General features: G+C 65.5%; 17 protein-coding genes. 16 read left to right on the forward strand and 1 reads right to left on the reverse strand.

The window, feature by feature from the left end; translation table 11 throughout:
• The first annotated feature begins 1 nt into the window (after nt 1).
• The 8 genes from ACW9H9_RS21905 to ACW9H9_RS21940 all read left to right on the forward strand — a co-directional run bounded on the left by ACW9H9_RS21905 (nt 2) and on the right by ACW9H9_RS21940 (nt 10689).
• Nucleotides 2-943, forward strand: coding sequence for an ABC transporter permease (locus ACW9H9_RS21905; RefSeq protein WP_457345205.1), 942 nt, complete (start codon nt 2-4; stop codon nt 941-943).
• A complete protein-coding gene (locus ACW9H9_RS21910) occupies nt 940-1818 on the forward strand; it encodes an ABC transporter permease (protein ID WP_457345204.1) in 879 nt (292 codons plus the stop codon). Before ACW9H9_RS21905 ends, ACW9H9_RS21910 begins: the two co-directional genes overlap by 4 nt.
• Nucleotides 1815-3458: an ABC transporter ATP-binding protein gene (locus ACW9H9_RS21915; protein WP_457345202.1), complete on the forward strand. Its 1644-nt coding sequence runs from the start codon at nt 1815-1817 to the stop codon at nt 3456-3458. The genes ACW9H9_RS21910 and ACW9H9_RS21915 overlap by 4 nt, the downstream gene beginning before the upstream one ends.
• Before the next feature lie 111 nt (nt 3459-3569).
• Entirely contained in the window at nt 3570-4823 is a 1254-nt protein-coding gene (locus ACW9H9_RS21920) for an OprD family porin (protein ID WP_457345201.1), read from the forward strand.
• Between the two features lie 129 nt (nt 4824-4952).
• Nucleotides 4953-6071 carry a succinylglutamate desuccinylase/aspartoacylase family protein gene (locus ACW9H9_RS21925; RefSeq protein ID WP_457345199.1) on the forward strand — a complete coding sequence of 373 codons (1119 nt, stop codon included), beginning with the start codon at nt 4953-4955 and terminating at the stop codon, nt 6069-6071.
• Nucleotides 6072-6141: 70 nt separating this feature from the next.
• Nucleotides 6142-7335, forward strand: coding sequence for an ornithine--oxo-acid transaminase (rocD, locus tag ACW9H9_RS21930; protein WP_457345198.1), 1194 nt, complete (start codon nt 6142-6144; stop codon nt 7333-7335).
• A complete protein-coding gene (gene acnA, locus ACW9H9_RS21935; protein ID WP_457345197.1) occupies nt 7332-9983 on the forward strand; it encodes an aconitate hydratase AcnA in 2652 nt (883 codons plus the stop codon). Before rocD ends, acnA begins: the two co-directional genes overlap by 4 nt.
• Nucleotides 9976-10689, forward strand: a complete 714-nt coding sequence (locus tag ACW9H9_RS21940) for a transporter substrate-binding domain-containing protein (protein ID WP_457345196.1) — start codon at nt 9976-9978, stop codon at nt 10687-10689. The genes acnA and ACW9H9_RS21940 overlap by 8 nt, the downstream gene beginning before the upstream one ends.
• Here the strand turns inward: ACW9H9_RS21940 and ACW9H9_RS21945 are convergent.
• Entirely contained in the window at nt 10686-11048 is a 363-nt protein-coding gene (locus tag ACW9H9_RS21945) for an NUDIX hydrolase (RefSeq protein ID WP_457345230.1), read from the reverse strand. The genes ACW9H9_RS21940 and ACW9H9_RS21945 overlap by 4 nt on opposite strands.
• A gap of 138 nt (nt 11049-11186) precedes the next feature.
• Here ACW9H9_RS21945 and ACW9H9_RS21950 point away from each other — a divergent pair, with 138 nt between their 5' ends.
• The 8 genes from ACW9H9_RS21950 (at nt 11187) to ACW9H9_RS21985 (ending at nt 23073) form a co-directional block, all read left to right on the forward strand.
• Nucleotides 11187-12176 (forward strand): Gfo/Idh/MocA family protein, encoded by a 990-nt coding sequence (locus ACW9H9_RS21950; protein WP_457345195.1) that lies wholly within the window; start codon nt 11187-11189, stop codon nt 12174-12176.
• 90 nt (nt 12177-12266) lie between these two features.
• The gene (locus ACW9H9_RS21955) at nt 12267-12911 is read left to right on the forward strand and encodes a ribonuclease T2 family protein (RefSeq protein ID WP_457345194.1); all 645 of its coding nucleotides are present in this window, start codon (nt 12267-12269) and stop codon (nt 12909-12911) included.
• Nucleotides 12912-12960: 49 nt separating this feature from the next.
• Complete coding sequence (gene lexA, locus ACW9H9_RS21960) at nt 12961-13578, forward strand: transcriptional repressor LexA (protein ID WP_457345193.1); 618 nt, start codon at nt 12961-12963, stop codon at nt 13576-13578.
• Nucleotides 13578-14195 carry a translesion DNA synthesis-associated protein ImuA gene (gene imuA, locus ACW9H9_RS21965; protein ID WP_457345192.1) on the forward strand — a complete coding sequence of 206 codons (618 nt, stop codon included), beginning with the start codon at nt 13578-13580 and terminating at the stop codon, nt 14193-14195. The genes lexA and imuA overlap by 1 nt, the downstream gene beginning before the upstream one ends.
• A gap of 7 nt (nt 14196-14202) precedes the next feature.
• Entirely contained in the window at nt 14203-15618 is a 1416-nt protein-coding gene (locus ACW9H9_RS21970; RefSeq protein WP_457345191.1) for a Y-family DNA polymerase, read from the forward strand.
• Nucleotides 15594-18692 (forward strand): error-prone DNA polymerase, encoded by a 3099-nt coding sequence (locus tag ACW9H9_RS21975; RefSeq protein WP_457345190.1) that lies wholly within the window; start codon nt 15594-15596, stop codon nt 18690-18692. The genes ACW9H9_RS21970 and ACW9H9_RS21975 overlap by 25 nt, the downstream gene beginning before the upstream one ends.
• Before the next feature lie 126 nt (nt 18693-18818).
• Nucleotides 18819-20519 carry an ATP-binding protein gene (locus tag ACW9H9_RS21980; protein ID WP_457345189.1) on the forward strand — a complete coding sequence of 567 codons (1701 nt, stop codon included), beginning with the start codon at nt 18819-18821 and terminating at the stop codon, nt 20517-20519.
• A gap of 19 nt (nt 20520-20538) precedes the next feature.
• Complete coding sequence (locus tag ACW9H9_RS21985) at nt 20539-23073, forward strand: excinuclease ABC subunit A (protein WP_457345188.1); 2535 nt, start codon at nt 20539-20541, stop codon at nt 23071-23073.
• The last annotated feature ends 1 nt before the right edge of the window (nt 23074 follow it).

Here is a 23074-nt window from a genome sequence, read left to right on the forward strand (position 1 = left end):
GATGTTGCGTTTTGTTTTTCAACGGCTGGCGATGTCGATCCCGACCTTGCTGCTGATCTCGCTGATGGTCTTTTCGATCATCCGCCTGGTGCCAGGTGACCCGGCGCTGTTGATGCTCGGCGACATGGCCGACGCTCACAGCCTGGAGATGGCCCGCGCATCACTGGGCCTGGATCAACCCTTGCCGTTGCAGTTCGTGATCTGGCTCAAGGCGGTGCTCACCGGCGACCTGGGGCATTCGATCACCACTAACGAGGCGGTGTTGCCGCTGATTCTCGACCGTTTCCAGGTGAGTGCCGGGATCGTGCTGGTGTCGGTGTTCATGGCCGCGTTGATCGCAGTGCCAGGGGGCCTGCTGGCGGCCTGGAAACAGAACAGCGCGCTGGACTTTGGCGTGGTGTCGACGGCAACGCTGTTGCTGTCCATCCCAAACTTCTGGCTGGGCCTGCTGTTGCTCTACGCGTTTGGCATCAAGCTGGGCTGGTTGCCGGTGGTGGGTTACGTGTCGTTCGGCCAGTCGCCGTGGCAGGCCTTGAGTTTCATCGTGCTGCCGATTGTCACCCTGACCCTGGTGGAACTGGGCGCAATCACCCGCATGGCGCGGGCCAGTGCGATTGAAGTGTTGCGCCTGGAATACATCACCCACGCCCGGGCCAAAGGCCTGTCGGAGCGCGCGGTGCTGTGGCGCCATGCGCTGCGTAACTCGTTTGCCCCCACGCTGACCCTGATCGGGCTGATCCTGGGCAACCTGCTCAGCGGCATCGCGGTGCTCGAAACCGTGTTCACCCTGCCGGGCATCGGCCGCCTGATGGTCGACGCCATCTACGCCCGGGACTACCCGGTGCTGCAAGGCTGCCTGTTGCTGGTGACCTTTGTTTATGTGTTGGTCAACCTGTTGGTCGACCTCTTGTACCCGCTCTTCGACCCTAGGGTTAAGTTATGAATAAGCCTCAATCTGCGCAGGCCGGGGTGCTGTTGCCAGCCCCGGCGCAGGCCCCGAGGGCCTGGCGTGTGCCACCGTTGAACGCGCTGATCGGCGCGACCCTGCTGGCGTTGCTGTTGATCATGGCCTTGCTGGGCCTGGTGTGGACACCCCATGACCCGCTCGCCCTGAACCTGATGGCGCGCTTGCAGGCGCCGACCGCCGCGCACTGGCTGGGCACTGATGAATACGGTCGCGATGTGCTGAGCCGCCTGATGATCGGCGCGCACACCAGCCTGTGGGTGAGTGTGTTGACCGTGAGCATGGCGATTGTCGCCGGTACGTTTCTGGGCCTGTTGGCCGGGTTCCTGCGGGGCTGGGTCGACCGTGGCCTGATGATGATCAACGACGCCTTGCTGGCGTTCCCCGGCATCCTGTTGGCGCTGGGCCTGATGGCAATCATTGGCCCGAGCCTGTACGGCATCGTGTTTGCCCTGAGCCTGGCCTATACGCCGTCGGTGGTGCGGGTGGTGCGCGGCACGGTGCTGTCGCTGCGTGAAAAGGAGTTTGTGGAAGCCTCCCGGGTGATCGGCAACTCCGAGCTGTACACCATGCTGCGGCACATCGCGCCCAACTGTGTGGCACCGGTGTGTGTGCTGGCCACCAGCATGTTCGGGTGGGCGATCCTGGCCGAAAGCTCGCTGAGCTTCCTGGGCCTGGGCGTACCGCCGCCCGCCGCGACCTGGGGCAATATGCTGGCCGCGAGCCGTCCGTATATCGCCACGGCCAGTTGGCTGGGGCTGTTTCCCGGTGTCTGCATCGCCATGGCGTTGCTGGCGTTCAACCTGTGTGGTGACGCGTTGCGTGACCGTCTTGATCCACGGATGAGTAAATGAGCATGACTGACGTTTTGCTGGCAGTCGATCAGTTAAAAATCCGCGTGGGCAGCCACGGCCCCTTGGCGGTCAACGACCTGAGCTTCACCATCGCACCGGGCGAAATCGTCGCGCTGGTGGGGGAGTCGGGCAGCGGCAAGACCATGGCCGCGCGCGCCGCCATCGGCCTGTTGCCACCGCCGCTGGAGCATTGCGGCGGGCAGGTGCGCTTTCAGGGCCATGACCTGAACAGCCTCACTCCGGAGCAATTGCGCCACTTGCGCGGGGCCAAGATCGGCATGGTGTTCCAGGAACCCATGGTGTCGTTGAACCCCTCGATGACCATCGGCGAGCAAATGGCCGAGGGCCTGCGCCTGCACACTCAATTCACCGAGGCGCAGATCCGCGAGCGCAGCCTGGAGATGCTCGGGCACATCGGTATCAAGGACGGCGAGCGTTGCCTCTCGTCCTACCCGCACCAGTTCTCCGGTGGCATGCGCCAACGCATCATGCTGGCCTCGGTGATGCTGCTGCGCCCGGCGTTGCTGATTGCCGACGAGCCCACCACGGCGCTCGATTGCCTGGCGCAACTGGACGTGCTGAAACTGATGCTGGAGCTGACCCGTGAGCAGGGCACGGCTATTTTGTTCATCAGCCACGACCTGTCGTTGGTGGCCCGTTACGCCCACAAAGTGGTGGTCATGCGTGAAGGTCGCGCGGTGGAGCAGGGCAGCATCGAGCAGATTCTGCTGGCGCCCAAGGCCGAGTACACCCGCCAGTTGCTGGAGGCGCTGCCACGTCGCGGCACCTTGCCAGCGTTGCCGGCCGCCGACCGGCCACTGTTGACGGTCAAGGACGTGTGCATCGAACACCCCGGCCCGCGCAACCTGTGGGGGCGCACCGAACTCAAGCGGGTGGTGCACTCGGCTAACCTGAGCATCGCACCGGGTGAAACCCTGGCGCTGGTGGGCGGCAGCGGCTCGGGCAAAACCACCCTGGGCCGGGCGATTGTGGGCCTGAACACCCCGTGCAGCGGCGCCATCGAATTTGAAGGCGTGGACATTCTCAAGGCAGGCAACCGTGAGCATCGCCTGCAATGCCAGATGATTTTCCAGGACCCGTATTCGTCCCTCGACCCGCGCATGAAAATCGGTGAAATCCTCGCCGAACCCCTGCGCCATGTGCCCGGCATGAGCGCCGCGCAAAAACGTGAGCGGGTGGCCAAGACCCTGGTGGACATCGGCCTGGCCGAGCAGTTTGTCGATCGCTTCCCGCACCAGTTGTCCGGTGGCCAGCGCCAGCGTGTCGCCATTGGCCGTGCGTTGGTGCGCCACCCGCGCCTGGTGATCGCCGACGAGCCGATCTCGGCCTTGGACATGACCATCCAGAAGCAAATCCTGGAGCTGTTCGAGCGCCTGCAGGCGCAGTACGGCTTTGCCTGCCTGTTCATCTCCCACGACTTGGCGGCGGTGGAGCGCATCGCCCACCGGGTGGCGGTGATGAGCGAGGGCAAGGTGGTGGAAATGGGCCCCCGCGAGGCCATCTTCGACCAGCCGCAACACCCTTACACCCGCAAGTTGCTGGCCGCCGCCAGCCCGTTGGAGAAGCTTGAAAACGGTGGTTACCGCATCCGCCAGGGCCCCGTACCGCTAGCGCTGTAAACCAGGGCTGAGTTCACCGCCGCGCAAATCCAGGATTTGCGCGAACGGCGAAGCCATGCCCGAAGCACAACAAAAAAACCAAAAACCCCCACACTGCCAGGAGCCAAAAAAATGAAAAAATCCCTGACTCAACTCATCACCGGCGTCGGCGTTGTCAGCAGCGGGATCCTCCCGTCGCTGGCCCACGCCGATTTCATCAAGGACAGCAGCGGTACGCTGGACTTGAAGAACTACTACTTCAACCGCGATTACCGCGAGAACGCCTCGCAGTCGATGCGGGCGGAGTGGGCCCAGGGCTTTATCCTGGGGATCAAGTCCGGTTTTACCGAAGGCACCGTGGGTTTCGGGCTGGACTTGACCGGCATGCTCGGCGTGAAACTGGACTCCAGCCCGGGCCTCTCCGGCACCGGTCTGTTGCAGCGTGACAGCGACAAGCGCGCCTCCGACGACTATTCCAAACTGGGCGTGACCGCCAAGGCGCGGTTCGGCAAGAGCGAGCTGCGGGTGGGCTACCTGGTGCCGGACCTGCCGGTGCTGCAACCCAACACCAGCCGTTTGTTCCCGCAGTCGTTCAGCGGTACGCAACTGGTGTCCAACGACATCAGTAACCTCAAGATCAGCCTCGGCCAGCTCGACCAGGCCAAGGACCGCGACTCCACCAACTACGAAGACATGAAGCTCACCACCGTGAGCAAGGTCTACAAAAGCACAGCCCTGAGTGACAAGTTCCGCTTTGCCGGGGGCGACTATTCGCTGACCCCCAACACCCTGGTCAGCTACCACTTTGCGGCGCTGGACAGCATTTACCAGCAGCAATTTGCCGGCCTCAAAAACAGCTTCGGCCTGGGCCCGGGCACGTTGAAAACCGACCTGCGCTACTTCACCTCCGACAAGGACGGTGCGGGCCTGGCAGGCAAGGTGGACAACAGCGCGCTCAGCACCCGTTTCACCTACGTCTATGGCGGCCACAGCATCGGCGGCGGCTATCAGCGCCAGTACGGCACCACGCCGTTCACTTACCTGGACGGGTCCATCACGTACCTGTTTACCGAGTATCAGTTCAGCAACTTCACCCAGACCCGCGAGCGTGCCTGGCATGCGCGCTACGACTACAACTTTGCCGACATGGGCCTGCCGGGCCTGTTGTTTGGCATCAAGTACGCCAAGGGTGATTCGGCCGAAGTGCTCGGTTTCAACCGCGAGGGCCGCGAGTGGGAGCGCGACCTGGACATCGGCTACGTGGTGCAGAACGGCCCGTTCAAGGGGGTGTCGATGCGCTGGCGCAACGCGATGAGCAAAGGCAACTACTTCAACGACGTTAACGAGAACCGCGTGTTGCTGGGCTACACCCTGGCGCTCTGGTAGTGGTGTGAGGGGGAGGGGGCTGATCGGATTTCAAGATCGAGATAGCCCCTTCCGCCCTTACAGGCGATCACGCAGTCTCGTTACTATTTTCCCCAAGGTTTTTCACTCGAATATCGAGACTTTCGTTTTATGAAACTTAATCAACACCCCTTGCTGCAAGCGACACAAGGCACTCACCGGCACGTGGACAGCGAGCATTACGGCGTCGTGGCTTGTGGTCGGAAAATTTATATCCAGGCGGCGCTGCATGCCGACGAAACCCCGGCCATGCTGGTGGCCGCGCAACTGCGCCAACAGCTGGTGACGCTGGAAAATGCCGGGCGCCTCAATGTCGAGGTGGTGCTGGTGGCAGTGGCCAACCCGGCGGGCCTTGGGCAATACATCATGGGCGCGCCCAGCGGGCGTTTCGAGTTGGGCAGCGGGCGCAACTACAACCGGGGGTTCCCGGTGCCGGTCCAGGACATCGCCCGCAAGGTGGAGCACCTGCTGGGTCAGGACATCAACGCCAACCGCGAACTGATCCGCCAGGCCTGGGGCGAATGCCTGCGAGCCGCGCAGCCGATGGACGAGTACCAGTCGCTGCAACAGACCCTGATGCTGTTGGCCCACGATGCCGACATCGTGCTGGACCTGCACTGCTCGCGCGAAGCGGCGATGCACATCTACACCGGCGAAGCGGTATGGCCCACGGTCGAACCGTTGGCGCGCTACATCGGCGCCGAGGCCTCGTTGCTGGCCACCGACTCCCAGGCCAACTCGTTCGACGAGGCGCTGTACCTGCTGTGGGTCAACCTGCGCGAACATTTCGGCGAGCGTTTCCCGATTCCCGACAGCAGCGTGTCCGTGACCGTCGAGCACCGGGGCCAGCGCGACGTGTCGTATGAGTTGGCCAACCATGACGCCACCGCGATCATCGACTACCTCACCTACCTGGGCGCCGTCGAAGGCCTGCCAAGGTCCTTGCCGCCCCTGCGCAGCCCGGCGACGCCGTTGGCGGGCAGCGAGCAATTTTATGCGCCCAGCGCCGGGGTGTTGGTGCACCGCGCAGCGGTGGGCAGCCGGATCGAACCCGGGCAGGCGCTGTTCGACATCGTCGACCCGCACAGCGGCAAGACCACCACGGTCAGCAGCACCAACAGCGGGGTGTTCTACATGCGCCGCGATGTGCGTTTCGTAAAACCTGGCGACCCCCTCGGGCGGGTCAGTGGCGCGACACCGATTCGCAGCGGCAAGTTGCTCAGCGCTTGAGTTCACGGCGTTGAAACCCGCTTTCACCTTTGCATCTTTGTTTTCTTGAATTTATCTGGCAGGTCATCCCATGCATTCCAACCCGGCAATCACCCTTGAACACCAATTTTGCGCCCACAACTATTCGCCGCTGCCGGTGGTGATCGTCAAGGGCGAGGGCGCCTGGGCCATTGGCGATGACGGCAAGCGTTACCTGGACATGATGTCGGCCTACTCGGCGGTCAGCCATGGCCATGTGCACCCGCGCCTCCGCACCGCCGCCGTGGCGCAGATCGACAAGATCAGCGTGATTTCCCGCGCGTTTTACAGCGAGCCGCTGGGCAATTTCCTCAAGGCCCTCTGCCGCATCAGCGGCTTCGATTCGGCGCTGCCGATGAATAGCGGCGCTGAAGCCGTGGAAACCGCGATCAAGGCCGCCCGCCGCTGGGGTTACCGGGTCAAGGGCATTGCGGCTGACCAGGCCAAAATCGTGGTGGCCGACAACAACTTCCACGGCCGTACCTCGACCATCGTCGGCTTCTCGTCCGAGCCGTCCTACCGCGCCGATTTCGGCCCGTTCTGCAACGGCTTCACCGAAGCGCGTTTTGGCGACATCGAGAGTTTTCGCCAGGCGATCACCGCCGACACCTGCGCGGTGCTGATCGAACCGATCCAGGGCGAGGCCGGGATTCGCGTACCGCCGGCCGGTTTCCTGCGCGAGTTGCGCCAGCTGTGCGATGAAACCAACACCTTGCTGATTCTTGATGAGATCCAGTCGGGCCTTGGCCGCACCGGCAAGTGGTTCGCCTTCCAGCACGAGGGCATCCGCCCCGATGCGGTGATTCTGGGCAAGGCACTGGGCGGCGGGATCATGCCGGTGTCGGCGTTCGTGGCCGACCACACGGTCATGGACCTGTTCGACGCAGGCAGCCACGGCTCGACGTTTGGCGGCAACCCGCTGGCCGCGGCGGTCGGCCTGGAAGCCTTGCTGGTGCTGGAAGAAGAAGGGTTGATCGACAACAGCGCGACGCTTGGGCACTACCTGGTAGAGCGCCTGCACGCGCTGAACTCACCGGCCATCCGCGAGATTCGCGGGCGGGGTTTGTGGGTGGGCGTGGAGCTGGACCGCGATGCCCGCCCGATCTGCGAAGCCCTGATGGCCGAAGGCTTGCTGACCAAGGAAACCCACGAAAACGTGCTGCGCATCGCACCGCCGCTGTCCATCACCCGTGAGGAGCTGGACTGGGGCCTTGAGCGCATCGAGCGGGTGTTCAAGCAGCTATGAGCGACCTGATCAGCCACCTGGACATCGACGGGCAGCGCTTCGCCTATATCGACCTGCACAAACTGCTGGCCCCGGCGCAGTTGCAACGCTTGCCGTACTCGGTGCGTATCCTCCTGGAAAACATCGCCCGCTGCGCCCCGGCGTCCTTGCCGACGGTGTTGGCGCGGGCGCTCGGCGAGGGCCTGGACTGCGAGGTGCCGTTCCAGCCCAACCGGCTGATGTTCCATGACACCACCTGCCTGCCAGCCCTGGCCGATTTTGCTGGCATGCGTGATGTGGTGGCGGAGCTGGGCGGTGACCCGCGCGCGGTCAACCCGGCGATCCCGGCGGTGCTCACCATCGACCATTCGGTGATCGTCGAGCACTACGCCGAGGCGGGCGCGGTGGAAGCCAACCTGGACATCGACTTTCGCCGCAACAGCGAGCGCTATCGCTTTATCAAGTGGGCCCAGGCCAGCCTCGACAACTTCAAGGTGATCCCGCCGGGCACCGGCATCATCCACCAGATGAACATGGAAGCGGTGGCGCAGGTGGTGTGGGAAAGCCCGGCGCGTGACGGCCATGTGCTGTTGCACCCCGACTGCATGGTCGCCACCGACAGCCACACGCCGATGATCAACGCCATTGGTGTGTTGGGCTGGGGCGTGGGCGGCCTGGAAGGGCAGGCCGCGATGCTGGGCGAGCCGGTGCCGATCCCGTTCCCGCAGGTGGTGGGGATTCGGGTGACCAACGCCCTGCGTGACGGCGTGACCGCCACCGACCTGGCGCTGACAGTAACCGAGGTGCTGCGCCAGCGCAGCATGGTCGGCAAGTTCGTCGAGTTTACCGGGCCGGGGCTGGCGTCCTTGAGTTGGGCGGCGCGCGGTACGGTGGCAAACATGGCGCCGGAGTACGGGGCCACGGTGGTGTTTTTCCCGTTTGACGACGAAACCCAGGCGTACCTGCACTTGAGTGCGCGCCCCGCCGCGTTGATCGCCAAGGCCTCGGCCTACATGAGCGCGCAGTCGCTGTGGCGCCAGCCGCACGACCCGCAGCCGCAGTTTGATGAGCTGATCGAACTGGACCTGGCGGCCATCGAACCCAGTGTGGCCGGGCCGCATCAGCCGCATCAGCGCCAGTCGCTGGCGCAGGCGGGCGCCTCGTTCCAGCAGCAGATCACCCAGGAGCGGGAGGCGTTTTTCGAGCCCTCGTTCGGGGTGCCGATCAGCCACGGCGCGGTGGTGATGTCCGCCATTACCAGTTGCACCAACACCGCCAACCCCGCGCAAATGATCCAGGCCGGGCTGTTTGCCCGCAACGCCCGCGCCCGAGGCGTGACGCGCAAGCCGTGGGTCAAGACGTCGTTGTCTCCCGGCTCGCGCGTGGTGGCGGACTACCTGGCTGAGGCCAACCTGCTGGATGATTTTGCCGCCCTGGGGTTTGACCTGGCAGGGTTTGGCTGCATGACCTGCATCGGCAACTCCGGCAGCCTGGAACGCCATGTGGAGGCCTTTGCCGAACAGGGGCTCAAGGGCGTGGTGGTGTTGTCGGGCAACCGCAATTTTGAAGGCCGCGTCAACCCCAAGGTGCCCGCCGGTTACCTGGCGTCGCCCGCGCTGTGCGTGGCGTATGCGATTGCCGGCAGCATCGACATCGACCTGTCCAGCCAGCCACTGGCGATCGACGCCCACGGCTTGCCGGTGTACCTGCATGAACTGATGCCCAGCGAAGCCGACGTGGCCGCGCAGGTGGCGCAGGTGGTGCGCCCGCCGTTGTTCCGCGCGCGCCAGGACAGCCTCTGGCAAGGCACGCATCACTGGCAGGCGCTGGACGCCGACGCCAGCGTGCAGTTCCCGTGGCTGGCGCACTCCACGTACCTGCGCCGTCCGCAGTACCTGGCCGGGATCGCGCCCGAGCCCGCCGGTGCGCTGTCGCTGCGCGACGCCCGTGCCCTGGTGGTGCTGGGTGACAACGTGACCACCGACCACATCTCGCCCGCTGGCACCATCCCCGCCGAAAGCCTGGCCGGGCACTGGTTGCGCGAGCGTGGTGAGGCGCTGGCCGACCTCAACCAGTACTCGACACGGCGCAGTAACCACGAAGTGATGGTGCGCGGCGCCTTTACCAACCCGCGCCTGAACAACCTGCTGACGCCCGACCAGCCGCCGCGCCAGGGCGTGTGGGCCTGGACCGCCGACCGTCGCGACTACCAGCCGCTGTACGTGGCGGCGCAGACCTATGCTGGCACGCCCACGGTGCTGTTTGCCGGGATCAACTACGGCGCAGGCTCCAGCCGCGACTGGGCGGCCAAAGTGCTGAGCCTGTTAGGCATCAAGGCGGTGGTGGCGCGCAGTATCGAGCGTATCCACCGCAGCAACCTGATCGGCATGGGGGTGTTGCCGCTGGTGTTCACGGCGGGCGGGACGGTGCAAGACCTGGCGCTGGACGGTCACGAGACACTGACGTTCCTGGGCCTGGACCGGCTCAAGGTCGGCGAAAACCCGATCACCCTGCACATCGACCGCGCCAACGGTGACACCTCTAGCACGGTCTTGAGCTTGCGGCTCGACTCTGAACAAGAGCTTGGCTACCTTGTGCACGGCGGCGTCTTGCCCTTTGTCGTGCGCAAGACCGTGCACCGGACCCGTCCAGGAGCGATTGATGATTGACCCTCAGGTACTTGAACAACTGGCCCCCGGCGGCGTACTGCGCGCCGCGATCAACTTCGGCAACCCGGTACTCGCGCAGAAGGGTGACGACGGCGCGCCGCAAGGCGTGTCGGTGGTGTTGGCCAGGGCCTTGGCCGAGGCCCTGGGCGCAGACCTCGAACTGGTCACGTATGAGGCGGCGGGCAAGGTGTTCGCCGCCTTGCCCGACGACGCCTGGCGCGTGGCGTTTTTGGCCATCGAGCCGGTGCGCGAGCGGGAGATTGCGTTCAGCGCCCCCTACGTGATCATCAAGGGCACCTGCCTGGTGCCAGCGGCTTCGGCCCTGACCCAGGTCGAGCAACTGGACGCCCCCGGCCTGCGCATTGGCGTGGGGCAGGGCGCGGCCTACGACCTGTACCTGAGCCGCACGCTGCAGCACGCTGAACTGGTGCGCGCATCGACATCGGCGGGGGCGGTGGACCTGTTTATCGAACAGGGCCTGGACGCGGCGGCAGGCGTGCGCGATTACCTGCACACCCGGCTCGATGCGCGCTGGCGCCTCTTGGAGGATGACTTCATGACCATCCGCCAGGCCGTGGCGGTGCCGGTGGCGCACGCAGCCGCTGCCGCGTTCGTCAAATCCTTTGTCGAACGGTGCAAGGCAGAGGGCTTGGTCAAACAGGCGCTGGTGGCCGGTGGGCAAAGCGCGGAACTGGCGGCGCCTTAGAGGCGGCGTACAAACGAGCTGACGATTTGCCGGGTGGCCTGGGTGGTGTCCAGGCTTTCCATGCTGCGGTAGGGGTGCCATTGGCACGCCACGATTTCGTTGCGGGGGCGGGCCTGCTCAATATCCACCACCGAGGCCTCGAAGACGTGGTGCACGGTGTCGCCGCTCTTCAATTCCTGTAAGTACAGCAAACCGTCCACATTCAACCCGGTTTCTTCCTCCAGTTCCCGCGCCGCCGCCCCGACGGCGCGTTCGTGTTGTTCGACCTTGCCACCCGGCAATACCCATTTTGATCTGGCCTTGCGCACGAACAGCAAGTGCCCGTTCCGTTCGCAAATGACCGTTGCCCGTATTTTCATGCTGGTTGCCCTTGGGAATTGGTCGTCATAAAACTGTAATGCAATTGTCATGCGCAGTCTCTAGCGGGCAGGGTGGAGGGCCTCCCGGAAAACGTCGATACTGCCCGCTTGGCAAACCACACGGGTCAGGAGAGGCAGATGAGCACGGTACGTTGGGGCATGATCGGCTGTGGCGATGTGACGGAACGCAAGAGCGGGCCAGCCTTTTACAAGGTGCCGGGTTCGGCGCTGGTGGCCGTGATGGGGCGGCGCGAGGCGGCCGTGCGCGATTATGCGGCGCGTCACGGTATTGCGCGTTACTACACCGACGCCCAGGCGCTGATCGATGACCCGGAGGTGGACGCGGTCTACATCGCCACACCGCCCGACAGCCACTTGGCCTACAGCCTGTTGGTGGCCGCGGCGGGCAAGCATTGCTGCGTCGAGAAGCCCATGGCGCTCAATGCCGAGCAAAGCGCGTTGATGCAACGTACCTTTGAACAGGCCGGGCTGCACCTGTTTGTCGCGTATTACCGGCGTTCCCTGCCGCGCTTCCAGGCCGTGCGCGACTGGTTGCAGGCGGGGCGTATCGGGGAGTTACGCCAGTTGACCTGGCACTTGTGCAAACCCGCCTCGGTGAATGACGAGCGCAGCGGTAACTGGCGTACCGACCCGCAGGTGGCCGGTGGCGGCTATTTTGCCGACCTGGCCAGCCACGGCTTTGACCTGTTCCAGTACCTGGCCGGGGACATCGTGGACGTGGCCGGTTTCACCGCACGCCAGGCCGGGCGTTATGCCGCCGAGGACGCCGTGACCGCCAGTTGGCGCTTTACCTCGGGCGCGCTGGGCACGGGCTGCTGGAATTTTGTTGCCGACCGGCGTGAAGACCGTGTCTGCCTGATCGGCAGTGAGGGCCGCATCACGTTTTCGGTGTTCGACGAGGCGCCGTTGCAGCTTGAAGGGGTCTTTAATGAAACGCGGGAGGTGGCCAACCCGGACCCTATCCAGTGGCACCACGTGGCGGCGATGAATGCGCACATTCGCGGCGAGCGCGAGCACCCGGCGCTGGCGAGCGAGGCGCTGAAAACCGACCGCATTCTGGACCGGATACTACAGCGCACCCCAGGCCACACAGGCAACGCCTGTTGAGCTTTCGCCCGGGCAGCGCTGCTTTATAGGCTTTGAGCCGCGCCGGTGTGGGCCAACACTGAGCACTCACTTTTTTCAAGGAACTGACGGATGAAACGTAAAGCAACCGGACTTGCACTGTGGCTGCTGCTTGCGGCCACCAACGTTGCCACGGCGGCCCCCAGGGCGCAGGGGCAGGCGGGGGAATTTGATTTTTATGTGCTGTCGTTATCCTGGTCGCCCACGTATTGCCTGACCAACCCCGGCGACCAACAGTGCTCGGGCAAGGGCTACGGCTTTGTGCTGCACGGGCTCTGGCCGCAATACGCCCGGGGCGGCTGGCCGGCCTCCTGTGCGCCGCAGTCGCGGTTGACCCCGGCCGAGGTGGCCAAGGGCATGACGCTGTTTGTCACCGAAAAACTGCTGCGCCACGAGTGGGCCAAACACGGCACTTGCAGCGGGCTTGCGGCGTCGGTGTACCTGGACAAGACCGATGCGGCGCTGGGCCAAGTCAAACTGCCGGAGCAACTGCAGCCGCTGAATGCGCCGACGTATTTGCAGGCGCGGGAGATCGAGGACTTGTTTCGCCAGAGCAACCCGGGCATGGGCGATCATGGGATGGCGGTGGTGTGCAAGGGGCCGCAGTTGTCGGAGGTCAGGGTATGTTTGACTAAGGACCTGCAGTTTGCTGGCTGCCCGCGCAGTGTGAAGACCCAGTGCCGTGGTGCCGAGGTGCGCATCCCGACTCAGCGGTAAAGGGCCTCCGACTAGCGGCCATTGTCAGAAATTTCCCACAGGAGTACAAATGTACTCCATGACTATTCTGACGCCCCGCCGTACCGCCATCCTGACCTTCATCCGTGATCGAATCGCGCAGCAAGGTCAGTCTCCCAGCCTCGCCGAGATCGCCGAGGCGTTTGGCTTTGCCTCGCGCAGCGTGGCCCGCAAGCATGTGGTGGCGCTGACCGAAGGCGGTTTTATCGAGGTCAACCCCCACCAGGCGCGGGGCATTCGTTTGCTCAACCAACCCGCCCGGCCGCAATGGCTCGACATTCCGGTGCTGGGCCGGGTGGCGGCCGGGGCGCCGATCGGGGCCGATGCCGAGGTGCACAACCGCTTGATGCTTGACCCGGCGATGTTTGCCCGGGTGCCGGACTATTTGCTGCGGGTGCAGGGCGACTCGATGATCGAGGACGGCATCCTCGACGGCGACCTCGTCGGGGTGCGCCGCAGCGCCGAGGCCCTCAATGGCCAGATCGTGGTGGCGCGCCTGGACGGTGAGGTCACCATCAAGCGTTTCGAGCGCACGGGCGAGCGTGTGCGCCTGTTGCCGCGCAACCCTGCGTATCAACCCATCGAGGTGCGGGCCGACCAGGACCTGGCCATCGAAGGGGTGTTCTGTGGCCTGGTGAGGCAAGGGTGATGGGGGCCGTGGTAGCACTGGACTCGCTGTTCAACGGCGGCCGCGTGTGGAAGGGTCGGCCCGCCGCGCCGCCGTCCAGCCCTCACCCGACGGGCCTCAAGGCACTGGACGCGGTGTTGCCCACGGGCGGCTGGCCATCAGCGGCCTTGAGCGAGATCCTCATGGCAAAGGAGGGGGTGGGCGAGTTGCAACTGGTGTGGCCGACGCTGGCGCGCTTGTCGGCCGCCGGGGAGCGGATCGTGCTGGTGGCGCCGCCCTACACGCCATACCCCCACGCCTGGCACAACGCCGGGGTGGATATGCGCCAGCTCTCGATCATCCAGGCCGGTGAGCGCGACGCCCTGTGGGCGGTAGAGCAATGCCTGCGTTCAGGCAGTTGCGGGGCGGTGCTGTGCTGGCCGCACAAGGCCGATGACCGGGCCTTGCGCCGCTTGCAGGTGGCGGCCGAAACCGGCCAGACCCTGGCGTTTGCCTGGCGCGCCTTGAGCGAAGCGATCAACCCGTCGCCCGCCGCATTGCGCCTGAGTGTAGAGGCCAATCCGGCCCGGGTGCAGGTGCTCAAGTGCCGGGGCGGCCTGGCCCATCCGACGCCGATTGCCCTGGCGAACGGGCACTGAGGTTGCGATGCGCTGGGCTTGTATCGTGTTTCCGCAATTGGCGCTGGACGGCGTGCTGCGCCTGCGCGCCGAGCCTGCGCAGCCGCTGGCCCTGCTGACGGGCACCCCGCAGCGGCGTGTGCTGCAAACCGTCAATGAAGCGGCGCGCCAACTCGGCCTGCGCCCGGGGCAATCGCTGACGGCCGCCCATGCCCTGACCAAAGCGTTTGCCTGCGCCGAATACGACCCGGCACAGATCGAGCGCTGGCAGCAGTTTCTGGCGGCCTGGGCATACCGCTTCAGTTCCCAGGTCAGCGTGTTTTACCCACGGGCCTTGCTCTTTGAGATCGAGTCCAGCCTAAGCCTGTTCGGGCCCTGGCCGCAGTTCGAGGCGCGCTTGCGCCAGGAACTGACAGACCTGGGCTTTCGTCATCGCCTGGTGGCTGCGCCCAACCCGGCGGCGGCGCGGGTGCTGGCCAATGTCTACGATGGCCTGGCCGTGGCCGACGAGCAAAGCCTGGCGCGAGCCCTGGCCTCACTCCCCATCGACCGCATCGGCCTGGACCCGCAGGCCGCGACCGCCTTGTCACGCATGGGCCTGCGCACCCTGGACCAGGTGCAGGCGTTGCCCCGGCACACCCTGGCCCGGCGTTTCGACGCGGCGTTGCTCAAGCAGTTGGATGCGCTGAGCGGCCAGCGCCCCCTGGCCCTGGCCTTTTACCAGCCGCCGGACCGTTTCGATACACGCATCGAATTGAATTTTGACGTGCAGTCCCACCAGGCCCTGCTGTTTCCATTGCGCCGCCTCACCGCCGACCTGGCCGCCTTTTTGTGTGGCCGCGACAGTGGCGTGCAGCGCTTTGACCTGCACCTGGAACACGCCACCGAACCGCACACGCTGATCAAGGTCGGCCTGCTCAGTGCCGAGCGCGACCCGGCCATGCTGTTTGAATTGGCCCGTGGCCGCCTGGAGCAGGTGCAGGTCACCTCGCCCGTGCGTGGCGTTCGCCTGGTGGCCCAGGACCTGCCGGTGTTCGTGCCCCAGCGCCAGGACCTGTTCGACGAGCGCCCGCACCAAAGCCTGCCGTGGGAGCAACTGCGCGAACGCTTGCGCGCCCGCCTGGGGGACGAGGCCGTGCAGGGCCTGCGCTTTCACGCCGACCACCGCCCTGAATGTGCCTGGCAACCCGGCAGCGACGTGCGCGGCGCACAGCCCTTGAGCCCGGTGCAGCGCCCGGGCTGGCTGCTCAAGGCGCCCACGCTGTTGCCCGAGCACGGCATTGAGGTGCTGAGGGGGCCGGAGCGCATCGAGTCGGGCTGGTGGGACGGCGCCGACATCCGCCGCGATTACTACCTGATCCGCACCCGCACCGGCCAGCAGGGCTGGGCCTACCGCCGCGTGGGCGAGGGCAGCGGCCTGTGGTTGCAAGGCTGGTTCGCATGAGCAGCGGGTATGCCGAGTTGCACTGCCTGTCCAACTTCAGTTTCCAGCGCGGTGCCTCCAGTGCCCGCGAGCTGTTCGAGCGGGCGCGCCAGCAGGGCTACCAGGCGCTGGCGATCACGGACGAGTGCACCCTGGCCGGTATCGTGCGGGCCTGGCAGGCGGCCAAGGCGGTGGAGCTGGCGTTGATTATCGGCAGCGAAATGCACCTCGAAAACGGCCTCAAGCTGGTGCTGCTGGTGGAGAACCTGGAGGGCTACCAGCACCTGTGCCGCCTGATCACCGTGGCGCGTCGCCGTGCAGAAAAAGGCCGCTATCGCTTGTTGCAAGAAGACTTCAGCGCGCCATTGCCGGGGTTGCTGGCGCTCTGGGTGGCGCAGGCGTCGGACACCCAGGCCTCTATCCAGTGGTTGCGCCACATCTTTGCCGGGCGCCTGTGGCTGGCGGTGCAGTTGCATTGTGGCCAGGACGACGCCCGTACGCTCGAGCAGTGCCTGAGCCTGGCCGCCCGCCTGGACATCCCGGCGGTGGCCTGCGGCGATGTGCACATGCATGTGCGGGGGCGGCGCGCCCTGCAAGACACCATGACCGCCATCCGCCACCACGTGCCGGTGGCCGAAGCCGGTGAGCGCCTGCACCCCAATGGCGAGCGCCACTTGCGCAGCCTCGAGGCCTTGCAGGCCCTGTACCCGCCCGCGTTGCTCGAACAAAGCCTGGTGATCGCCCGGCGCTGCACCTTCGACCTTGGCCAGCTCAATTACCAATACCCGCGAGAACTGGTGCCCTCAGGGCAAACCCCCGAGTCCTGGCTGCGCACCCTCACCGAACAGGGCATCGCCCGGCGTTGGCCCCAAGGGATCGACGCCAAGACCTTGGCGCAGATCAACCACGAGCTGAAGCTGATCAGCGAGCTGGGTTACGAAAGCTACTTTCTCACCGTGCATGACATCGTGAACTTTGCCCGCAGCCGCTCGATCCTGTGTCAGGGCCGGGGCTCGGCGGCCAACTCGGCAGTGTGTTTTGCACTGGGCATCACCGAGATCAACCCCAGCCTGATGAACACGCTGTTCGAGCGCTTCCTGTCCAAAGAGCGCAACGAGCCGCCGGACATCGACGTGGACTTTGAGCACGAACGCCGCGAAGAGGTGATCCAATACGTGTTCCAGCGCTACGGGCGCACCCGCGCGGCCCTCACGGCGGTGGTCAGCAGTTACCACGGCGCCGGGGCGATACGTGACGTGGCCAAGGCCTTGGGCCTGCCGCCCGACCAGGTCAACGCGCTGGCCGACTGTTGCGGGCGCTGGAGCGATGAGGCGCCGCCCCTGGAGCGGTTGCGCGAAGGGGGCTTTGACCCCGACAGCCCGGTGCTGCGCCGGGTGCTGTGGCTCACCCGGCAACTGATCGGTTTTCCGCGGCACCTGTCCCAGCACCCCGGCGGCTTCGTGATGTCTGAACAACCGCTGGACACCCTGGTGCCGGTGGAAAACGCCGCCATGGCCGAGCGCACCATTATCCAGTGGGACAAGGATGACCTCGACGCCGTGGGCCTGCTCAAAGTGGACGTGCTGGCGCTGGGCATGCTCAGCGCCATCCGCCGCTGCTTTGATCTGCTACGCCGTCACCGTGGGCGGGACCTGAGCCTGGCCACGGTGCCCCAGGAGGATGCGGCCACCTACGCAATGATCAGCAAGGCCGACACCGTGGGTGTGTTCCAGATCGAGTCGCGGGCGCAGATGTCGATGTTGCCCAGGCTCAGGCCGCGCACGTTTTACGACTTGGTGATCGAAGTGGCCATTGTGCGCCCGGGGCCGATTCAGGGCGGCATGGTGCACCCGTACCTGCGACGGCGTAACAACGAAGAAGCCGCCACTTACCCGTCGCCCGAGTTGCACAGCGTGCTCGAGCGCACCCTGGGCATCCCGCTGTTCCAGGAGCAAGTCATGCAGATCGCCATGGTGGCGGCCGACTACAGCCCAGGCGAGGCCGACCAGTTACGCCGCTCCATGGCCGCGTGGAAACGCCACGGTGGCCTGGAGCCGCATCAGGAGCGCCTGCGCAGCGGCATGCTGAAAAACGGCTACACCGAAGCCTTTGCGGCGCAGATTTTTGAGCAGATCAAAGGCTTTGGCAGCTACGGGTTTCCCGAGTCCCACGCCGCCAGTTTCGCGTTGTTGACCTACGCCAGTTGCTGGCTCAAATGCCATGAACCGGCGGCGTTCGCCTGCGCCCTGATCAACAGCTGGCCCATGGGCTTCTACAGCCCCGACCAGATCCTGCAGGATGCCCGCCGGCATCATGTGCAGGTGCGTGCGGTGGACGTACAGGCCAGCGACTGGGATTGCAGCCTGGAGCCTGTCAGCGGCCAGCAGCTGGCCATTCGCCTGGGGCTGCGCATGATCGCAGGCTTTCGCGAAGAAGACGCCCGGCGCATCGAAGCGGCCCGCCAGCGGCGAGCCTTTGTCGACATCGCCGACCTGAGTGAGCGCGCCGCGCTCGATACCCGCGCCCAGGAACTGCTGGCGGACGCCGGTGCCTTGCGCGCCCTGGCTGGCAACCGGCATCGGGCGCGCTGGGCTGTGGCCGGGGTGCAGCGGCAACTGGGGCTGTTCGCCGGGCACGCGGCCCCCGATGAAGCGCCCGTGGCGTTGCCCACACCCAGCGTGGGCGAAGACCTGCACGCCGACTACGCCAGTGTCGGCACCACCCTGGGCCCGCATCCGCTGGCGTTGTTGCGTGATGCCCTGCGCGCCCGGCGCTGTCGCAGCTCCCGCGAACTGCTGGCGGTGGAGCACGGGCGCAATGTGAGCGTGGCGGGGCTGGTGACCGGGCGACAACGGCCGGGCACGGCCAGCGGGGTGACGTTTGTCACGCTGGAGGATGAGTTTGGCAACATCAATGTGGTGGTCTGGCGCGACCTGGCCGAACGCCAGCGTGCGGTGCTGGTGGGGTCGCAACTGCTCAAGGTGGACGGGCGCTGGGAGGCGGTGGGCGAGGTGCGGCACCTGATTGCCGGTCGTCTCAGCGACCTGACCCCGTTGTTATCCGGCATCAGTGTGCGCAGCCGCGACTTTCGCTGAACGGGCCCTTGCTCAAGCGCGTCTGCCTGGGCTATACGCAATGAAACGATCTATGGTTGGTGTGCTCCAAGTTTTTGTCATTGAAAGCGCAAGGCTTTTTCATGCTTCTTCGCACAGAGCTGACTGATGCAATTTTTATCCAATAGCCATGGCTGTGACGGCTGGGGCGGCGACATGGCCCGCAGGATCCGGGCATTCGACTGGGCCGGCACCGAGCTGGGCCCGATCGACCATTGGCCGGTGAGCCTCACCAGCGCGGTGCAGATGCTGCTGGCCTCCCCCCTGCCCATCGTGATGCTGTGGGGCCCGGCGGGCTACATGATCTACAACGATGCCTACTCGGTGTTTGCGGGCGGGCGCCACCCGTACCTGCTGGGCAAGCCGGTGGAACTGGGCTGGCCGGAAGTGGCCGATTTCAACCGCAACGTGGTGGACACCTGCCTGGCGGGGGGCACCTTGTCGTACCGCAACAAAGCCCTGGTACTGCTGCGCAACGGCCAGCCGGAAGACGTGTGGATGGACCTCTTCTACAGCCCCGTGTCCGGCGACGACCAGCGCCCGGCCGGGGTGTTGGCGATTGTGGTGGAAACCACCGAGCTGGTGCAGTCCGAGCGACTGCGCCGCGAATTGACCCACAACCTGGAGCAACGCGTGGCCGCCGAGGTGCAGGCCCGCTCGGCTGCCGAGGAGCAATTGCGCCAATCGCAAAAACTGGAAGCCATCGGCGGCCTCACCGGCGGCGTGGCCCATGACTTCAACAACCTGCTGCAAGTGATCGCGGGCAACCTGCACCTGCTGGCCCGCCACGAACCGGACAACGCACAGGTGCAGCGCCGGGTCAGCGCGGCCATTGCAGCGGTGGAGCGGGGCGCCAAATTGTCATCGCAACTGTTGGCATTTGCCCGGCGCCAGACGCTGTCGCCCGCGGTGTACAACCCGCGGCAAATCTATGACGGCCTGGGGGAGTTGCTGCAACGGGCGTTGGGCGAAACCATCCACATCGATGTGCAACTGGACCAGGACCCCTGGTGCATCCGCGTCGACCGCAACCAGTTGGAAAATGCCGTGCTCAACCTGGCGATCAACGCCCGTGATGCCATGAGGGGCGAGGGCGTGATCCGCATCACGGGCGAAAACATCCTCCTGGGCCCGGATGCGTGCGCCGGTAAAAGTATCAGCCCCGGGGAGTACGTACGCCTGGCGGTGGCCGACACGGGCGCCGGCATGTCACCGCAGGTTCTGGCGCGGGCGTTCGAGCCGTTTTTCACCACTAAGCCCGATGGCCACGGCACCGGCCTTGGGCTGAGCATGGTGTTCGGGTTTGCGCGGCAAAGCGGCGGCCATGTGGAGGTGCACAGCGAGGTGGGCCGCGGCACCGTGGTGCAGCTGTATTTTCCACGCAGCCTGGAGCCGCAAAGCCAGGGCGCGCCGGTCAACCTTGCGTATGAGCCCGGCGGCCAGGAAACCATTCTGGTAGTTGAAGACAACGAAGGCGTGCGAGCGGCCACCGTCGAGTTGCTGGAGCAGTCGGGCTACACGGTGCTGACCGCCGAAGACGGTGACATGGCCATGCTGATGCTGCAAGCGGGCCTGCGCCCCGAGCTGATTTTCACCGACGTGGTCATGCCCGGGCGCGTCAAGAGCACCGGCCTTGCCGAATGGGCCCGCGAGCAGGTGCCGCCGGTGGCGGTGCTGTTCACCTCCGGGCACACCCGCGACATTCTTTCCAGCAACCATTTGCTGAGCCCCGATATTCATTTGCTGAGCAAGCCCTACAGCCCTGAAGCCCTGGCACACCGGGTGCGTCAGGTGCTGACGGCCCGTTGAGCCACTTTCAAGGTTGATCATGACGTTACCCCGCGACACCTCGCCAACACCTTCACGCCCGGGGTTCGTCCGGGTACGCGGCGCCCGGGAACACAACCTGCGCAACGTCGATGTGGACATCCCGCGCGATGCGCTGGTGGTGTTTACCGGCGTGTCAGGGTCGGGCAAGTCTTCACTGGCGTTTTCCACGGTGTACGCCGAGGCCCAGCGGCGCTATTTCGAGTCGGTGGCGCCGTATGCACGGCGGTTGATCGACCAGGTGGGCGTGCCGGATGTGGACGCCATCGAAGGACTGCCGCCCGCCGTGGCCCTGCAACAGCAACGGGGCACGCCCAGCACGCGCTCGTCGGTGGGTAGCGTGACCACCTTGTCGAGCCTGATCCGCATGCTGTATTCACGCGCCGGGCATTATCCGTCGGGCCAGGCGATGCTCTACGCCGAGGACTTTTCGCCCAACCTGCCCCAGGGCGCCTGCCCGCAATGTCATGGCCTGGGCCGGGTGTATGAAGTGACCGAGGCGCTGATGGTGCCCGACCCTTCGTTGACCATTCGCCAGCGCGCGGTGGCGTCCTGGCCGCTGGCCTGGCAGGGGCAAAACCTGCGGGACATCCTGGTGACGCTGGGGTACGACGTGGACATCCCGTGGCGCGACCTGCCCAAAAAGCAGCGCGACTGGATCCTGTTCACCGAAGACACCCCGACCGTGCCGGTGTATGCAGGGTTCACCCCACAACAGACCCGCGAGGCCCTCAAGCGCAAGCAGGAACCCAGTTACCAGGGCACGTTCAGCGGCGCACGGCGCTACATCTTGCACACCTTCAGCCATACCCAGAGTGCGCTGATGAAAAAGCGCGTCTCGCAGTTTATGCAAGGCAGTCCATGCCCGCTGTGCGAAGGCAAGCGGCTGAACCGGGCGGCGTTGTCGGTGACATTTGCCGGGGTCGATATTGGCGAGCTGTCGCAGTTGCCGCTGTTGCAACTGGCCGAGTTACTGCGGCCCGTGGCCGAGGGCCGGGACGACGGGACGCTCTCGGTGGAAAAACGCCTGGCCGCGCAGCGCATCGCCCAGGACTTGCTGGAGCGGGTGAGTGCCCTGACGGCGTTGGGGTTGGGCTACTTGTCGCTGGAGCGCAGCACGCCGACTTTGTCATCGGGCGAGCTGCAGCGCCTGCGCCTGGCCACGCAATTGGGCTCACAGTTGTTTGGCGTGATCTATGTGCTGGACGAGCCGTCGGCAGGGCTGCACCCGGCGGACGGCGAAGCCTTGTACGCCGCCCTCGACCAGCTCAAGGCCGCGGGCAATTCCTTGTTTGTGGTGGAGCACGACCTGGAAAGCATGCGCCGCGCCGACTGGCTGATCGATGTGGGCCCGGCAGCCGGAGAGCAGGGCGGGCAGGTGTTGTACAGCGGGCCGCCGGCCGGGTTGGCCCAGGTCGAGGCGTCCCAAACCCGCACATATTTGTTCGCCGAACAGCGCTCGGCCGCCCGCGAACCACGCCCGGCCAACGGCTGGCTGCGCCTGGAAGGGGTGACGCGTAACAACCTCGACAACCTGAGCGTGGAGTTTCCGTTGGGCTGCTTTAGCGCGGTCACCGGGGTGTCGGGTTCGGGCAAGTCGAGCCTGGTCAGCCAGGCCTTGCTGGAGCTGGTGGGCGCGGCGCTGGGGCGGGTGCCCGAGCAGGAGGACGCGCCTAGCCTTGAAGACGAGGCGCCGCTCACCAGCGGTGGGTGCATCAGCGCCGGGCTGGAGCAGATCCGCCGCCTGGTGCAGGTGGACCAGAAACCGATCGGCCGCACGCCACGCTCCAACCTGGCGACCTACACGGGGCTGTTTGACCACGTACGCAAGCTGTTCGCGGCCACGCCCGCGGCGAAAAAGCGCGGCTACGATGCCGGGCAGTTTTCTTTCAACGTGGCCAAGGGGCGCTGTGCCCAGTGCGAAGGCGAGGGGTTTGTCAGCGTCGAGTTGCTGTTCATGCCCAGCGTGTATGCGCCGTGCCCCACCTGCCATGGCGCGCGGTATAACCCCGAGACCTTGGCGGTGACTTGGCAGGGGTTGACCATCGCCCAGGTGCTGGGGCTGACCGTGGAACAGGCGGTGGCGGTGTTTGCCGAGCAAACGGGTGTGCTGCGCTCGTTGCACGTGCTGCGGGACATCGGCCTGGGTTACCTGCGCCTGGGCCAGCCTGCCACCGAGTTGTCCGGCGGCGAGGCGCAGCGGATCAAATTGGCCACCGAACTGCAACGCACTGCGCGGGGCGCAACCTTGTATGTGCTGGATGAACCGACCACCGGGCTACACCCACAGGACGTGGACCGCCTGTTGAACCAACTGGACCAGTTGGTGGCGGCAGGGCATACGGTGGTCGTGGTGGAACATGACATGCGCGTGGTGGCGCAAAGCGACTGGGTCATCGACATCGGCCCGGGGGCGGGCGACCGGGGCGGCAAGGTGGTCGCCAGCGGAACCCCGCAGGCCGTGGCCAACAGCAAGCACAGCCGCACGGCTGCGTTTCTCTCGCGGGAACTGGCTAGCCAGCATTCACGAGGCTAAG

The sequence above is a fragment of the Pseudomonas sp. SDO5215_S409 genome, from assembly GCF_054071325.1.

What these genes read in the sequence shown, in the direction of transcription:
- ACW9H9_RS21905 (WP_457345205.1), top strand. Translation starts at nt 2, where the DNA reads ATGTTGCGTTTTGTTTTTCAACGGCTGGCGATGTCGATCCCGACCTTG.
- ACW9H9_RS21910 (WP_457345204.1), top strand. Translation starts at nt 940, where the DNA reads ATGAATAAGCCTCAATCTGCGCAGGCCGGGGTGCTGTTGCCAGCCCCG.
- ACW9H9_RS21915 (WP_457345202.1), top strand. Translation starts at nt 1,815, where the DNA reads ATGAGCATGACTGACGTTTTGCTGGCAGTCGATCAGTTAAAAATCCGC.
- ACW9H9_RS21920 (WP_457345201.1), top strand. Translation starts at nt 3,570, where the DNA reads ATGAAAAAATCCCTGACTCAACTCATCACCGGCGTCGGCGTTGTCAGC.
- ACW9H9_RS21925 (WP_457345199.1), top strand. Translation starts at nt 4,953, where the DNA reads ATGAAACTTAATCAACACCCCTTGCTGCAAGCGACACAAGGCACTCAC.
- rocD (WP_457345198.1), top strand. Translation starts at nt 6,142, where the DNA reads ATGCATTCCAACCCGGCAATCACCCTTGAACACCAATTTTGCGCCCAC.
- acnA (WP_457345197.1), top strand. Translation starts at nt 7,332, where the DNA reads ATGAGCGACCTGATCAGCCACCTGGACATCGACGGGCAGCGCTTCGCC.
- ACW9H9_RS21940 (WP_457345196.1), top strand. Translation starts at nt 9,976, where the DNA reads ATGATTGACCCTCAGGTACTTGAACAACTGGCCCCCGGCGGCGTACTG.
- ACW9H9_RS21945 (WP_457345230.1), bottom strand. Translation starts at nt 11,048, where the DNA reads ATGAAAATACGGGCAACGGTCATTTGCGAACGGAACGGGCACTTGCTG.
- ACW9H9_RS21950 (WP_457345195.1), top strand. Translation starts at nt 11,187, where the DNA reads ATGAGCACGGTACGTTGGGGCATGATCGGCTGTGGCGATGTGACGGAA.
- ACW9H9_RS21955 (WP_457345194.1), top strand. Translation starts at nt 12,267, where the DNA reads ATGAAACGTAAAGCAACCGGACTTGCACTGTGGCTGCTGCTTGCGGCC.
- lexA (WP_457345193.1), top strand. Translation starts at nt 12,961, where the DNA reads ATGTACTCCATGACTATTCTGACGCCCCGCCGTACCGCCATCCTGACC.
- imuA (WP_457345192.1), top strand. Translation starts at nt 13,578, where the DNA reads ATGGGGGCCGTGGTAGCACTGGACTCGCTGTTCAACGGCGGCCGCGTG.
- ACW9H9_RS21970 (WP_457345191.1), top strand. Translation starts at nt 14,203, where the DNA reads ATGCGCTGGGCTTGTATCGTGTTTCCGCAATTGGCGCTGGACGGCGTG.
- ACW9H9_RS21980 (WP_457345189.1), top strand. Translation starts at nt 18,819, where the DNA reads ATGCAATTTTTATCCAATAGCCATGGCTGTGACGGCTGGGGCGGCGAC.
- ACW9H9_RS21985 (WP_457345188.1), top strand. Translation starts at nt 20,539, where the DNA reads ATGACGTTACCCCGCGACACCTCGCCAACACCTTCACGCCCGGGGTTC.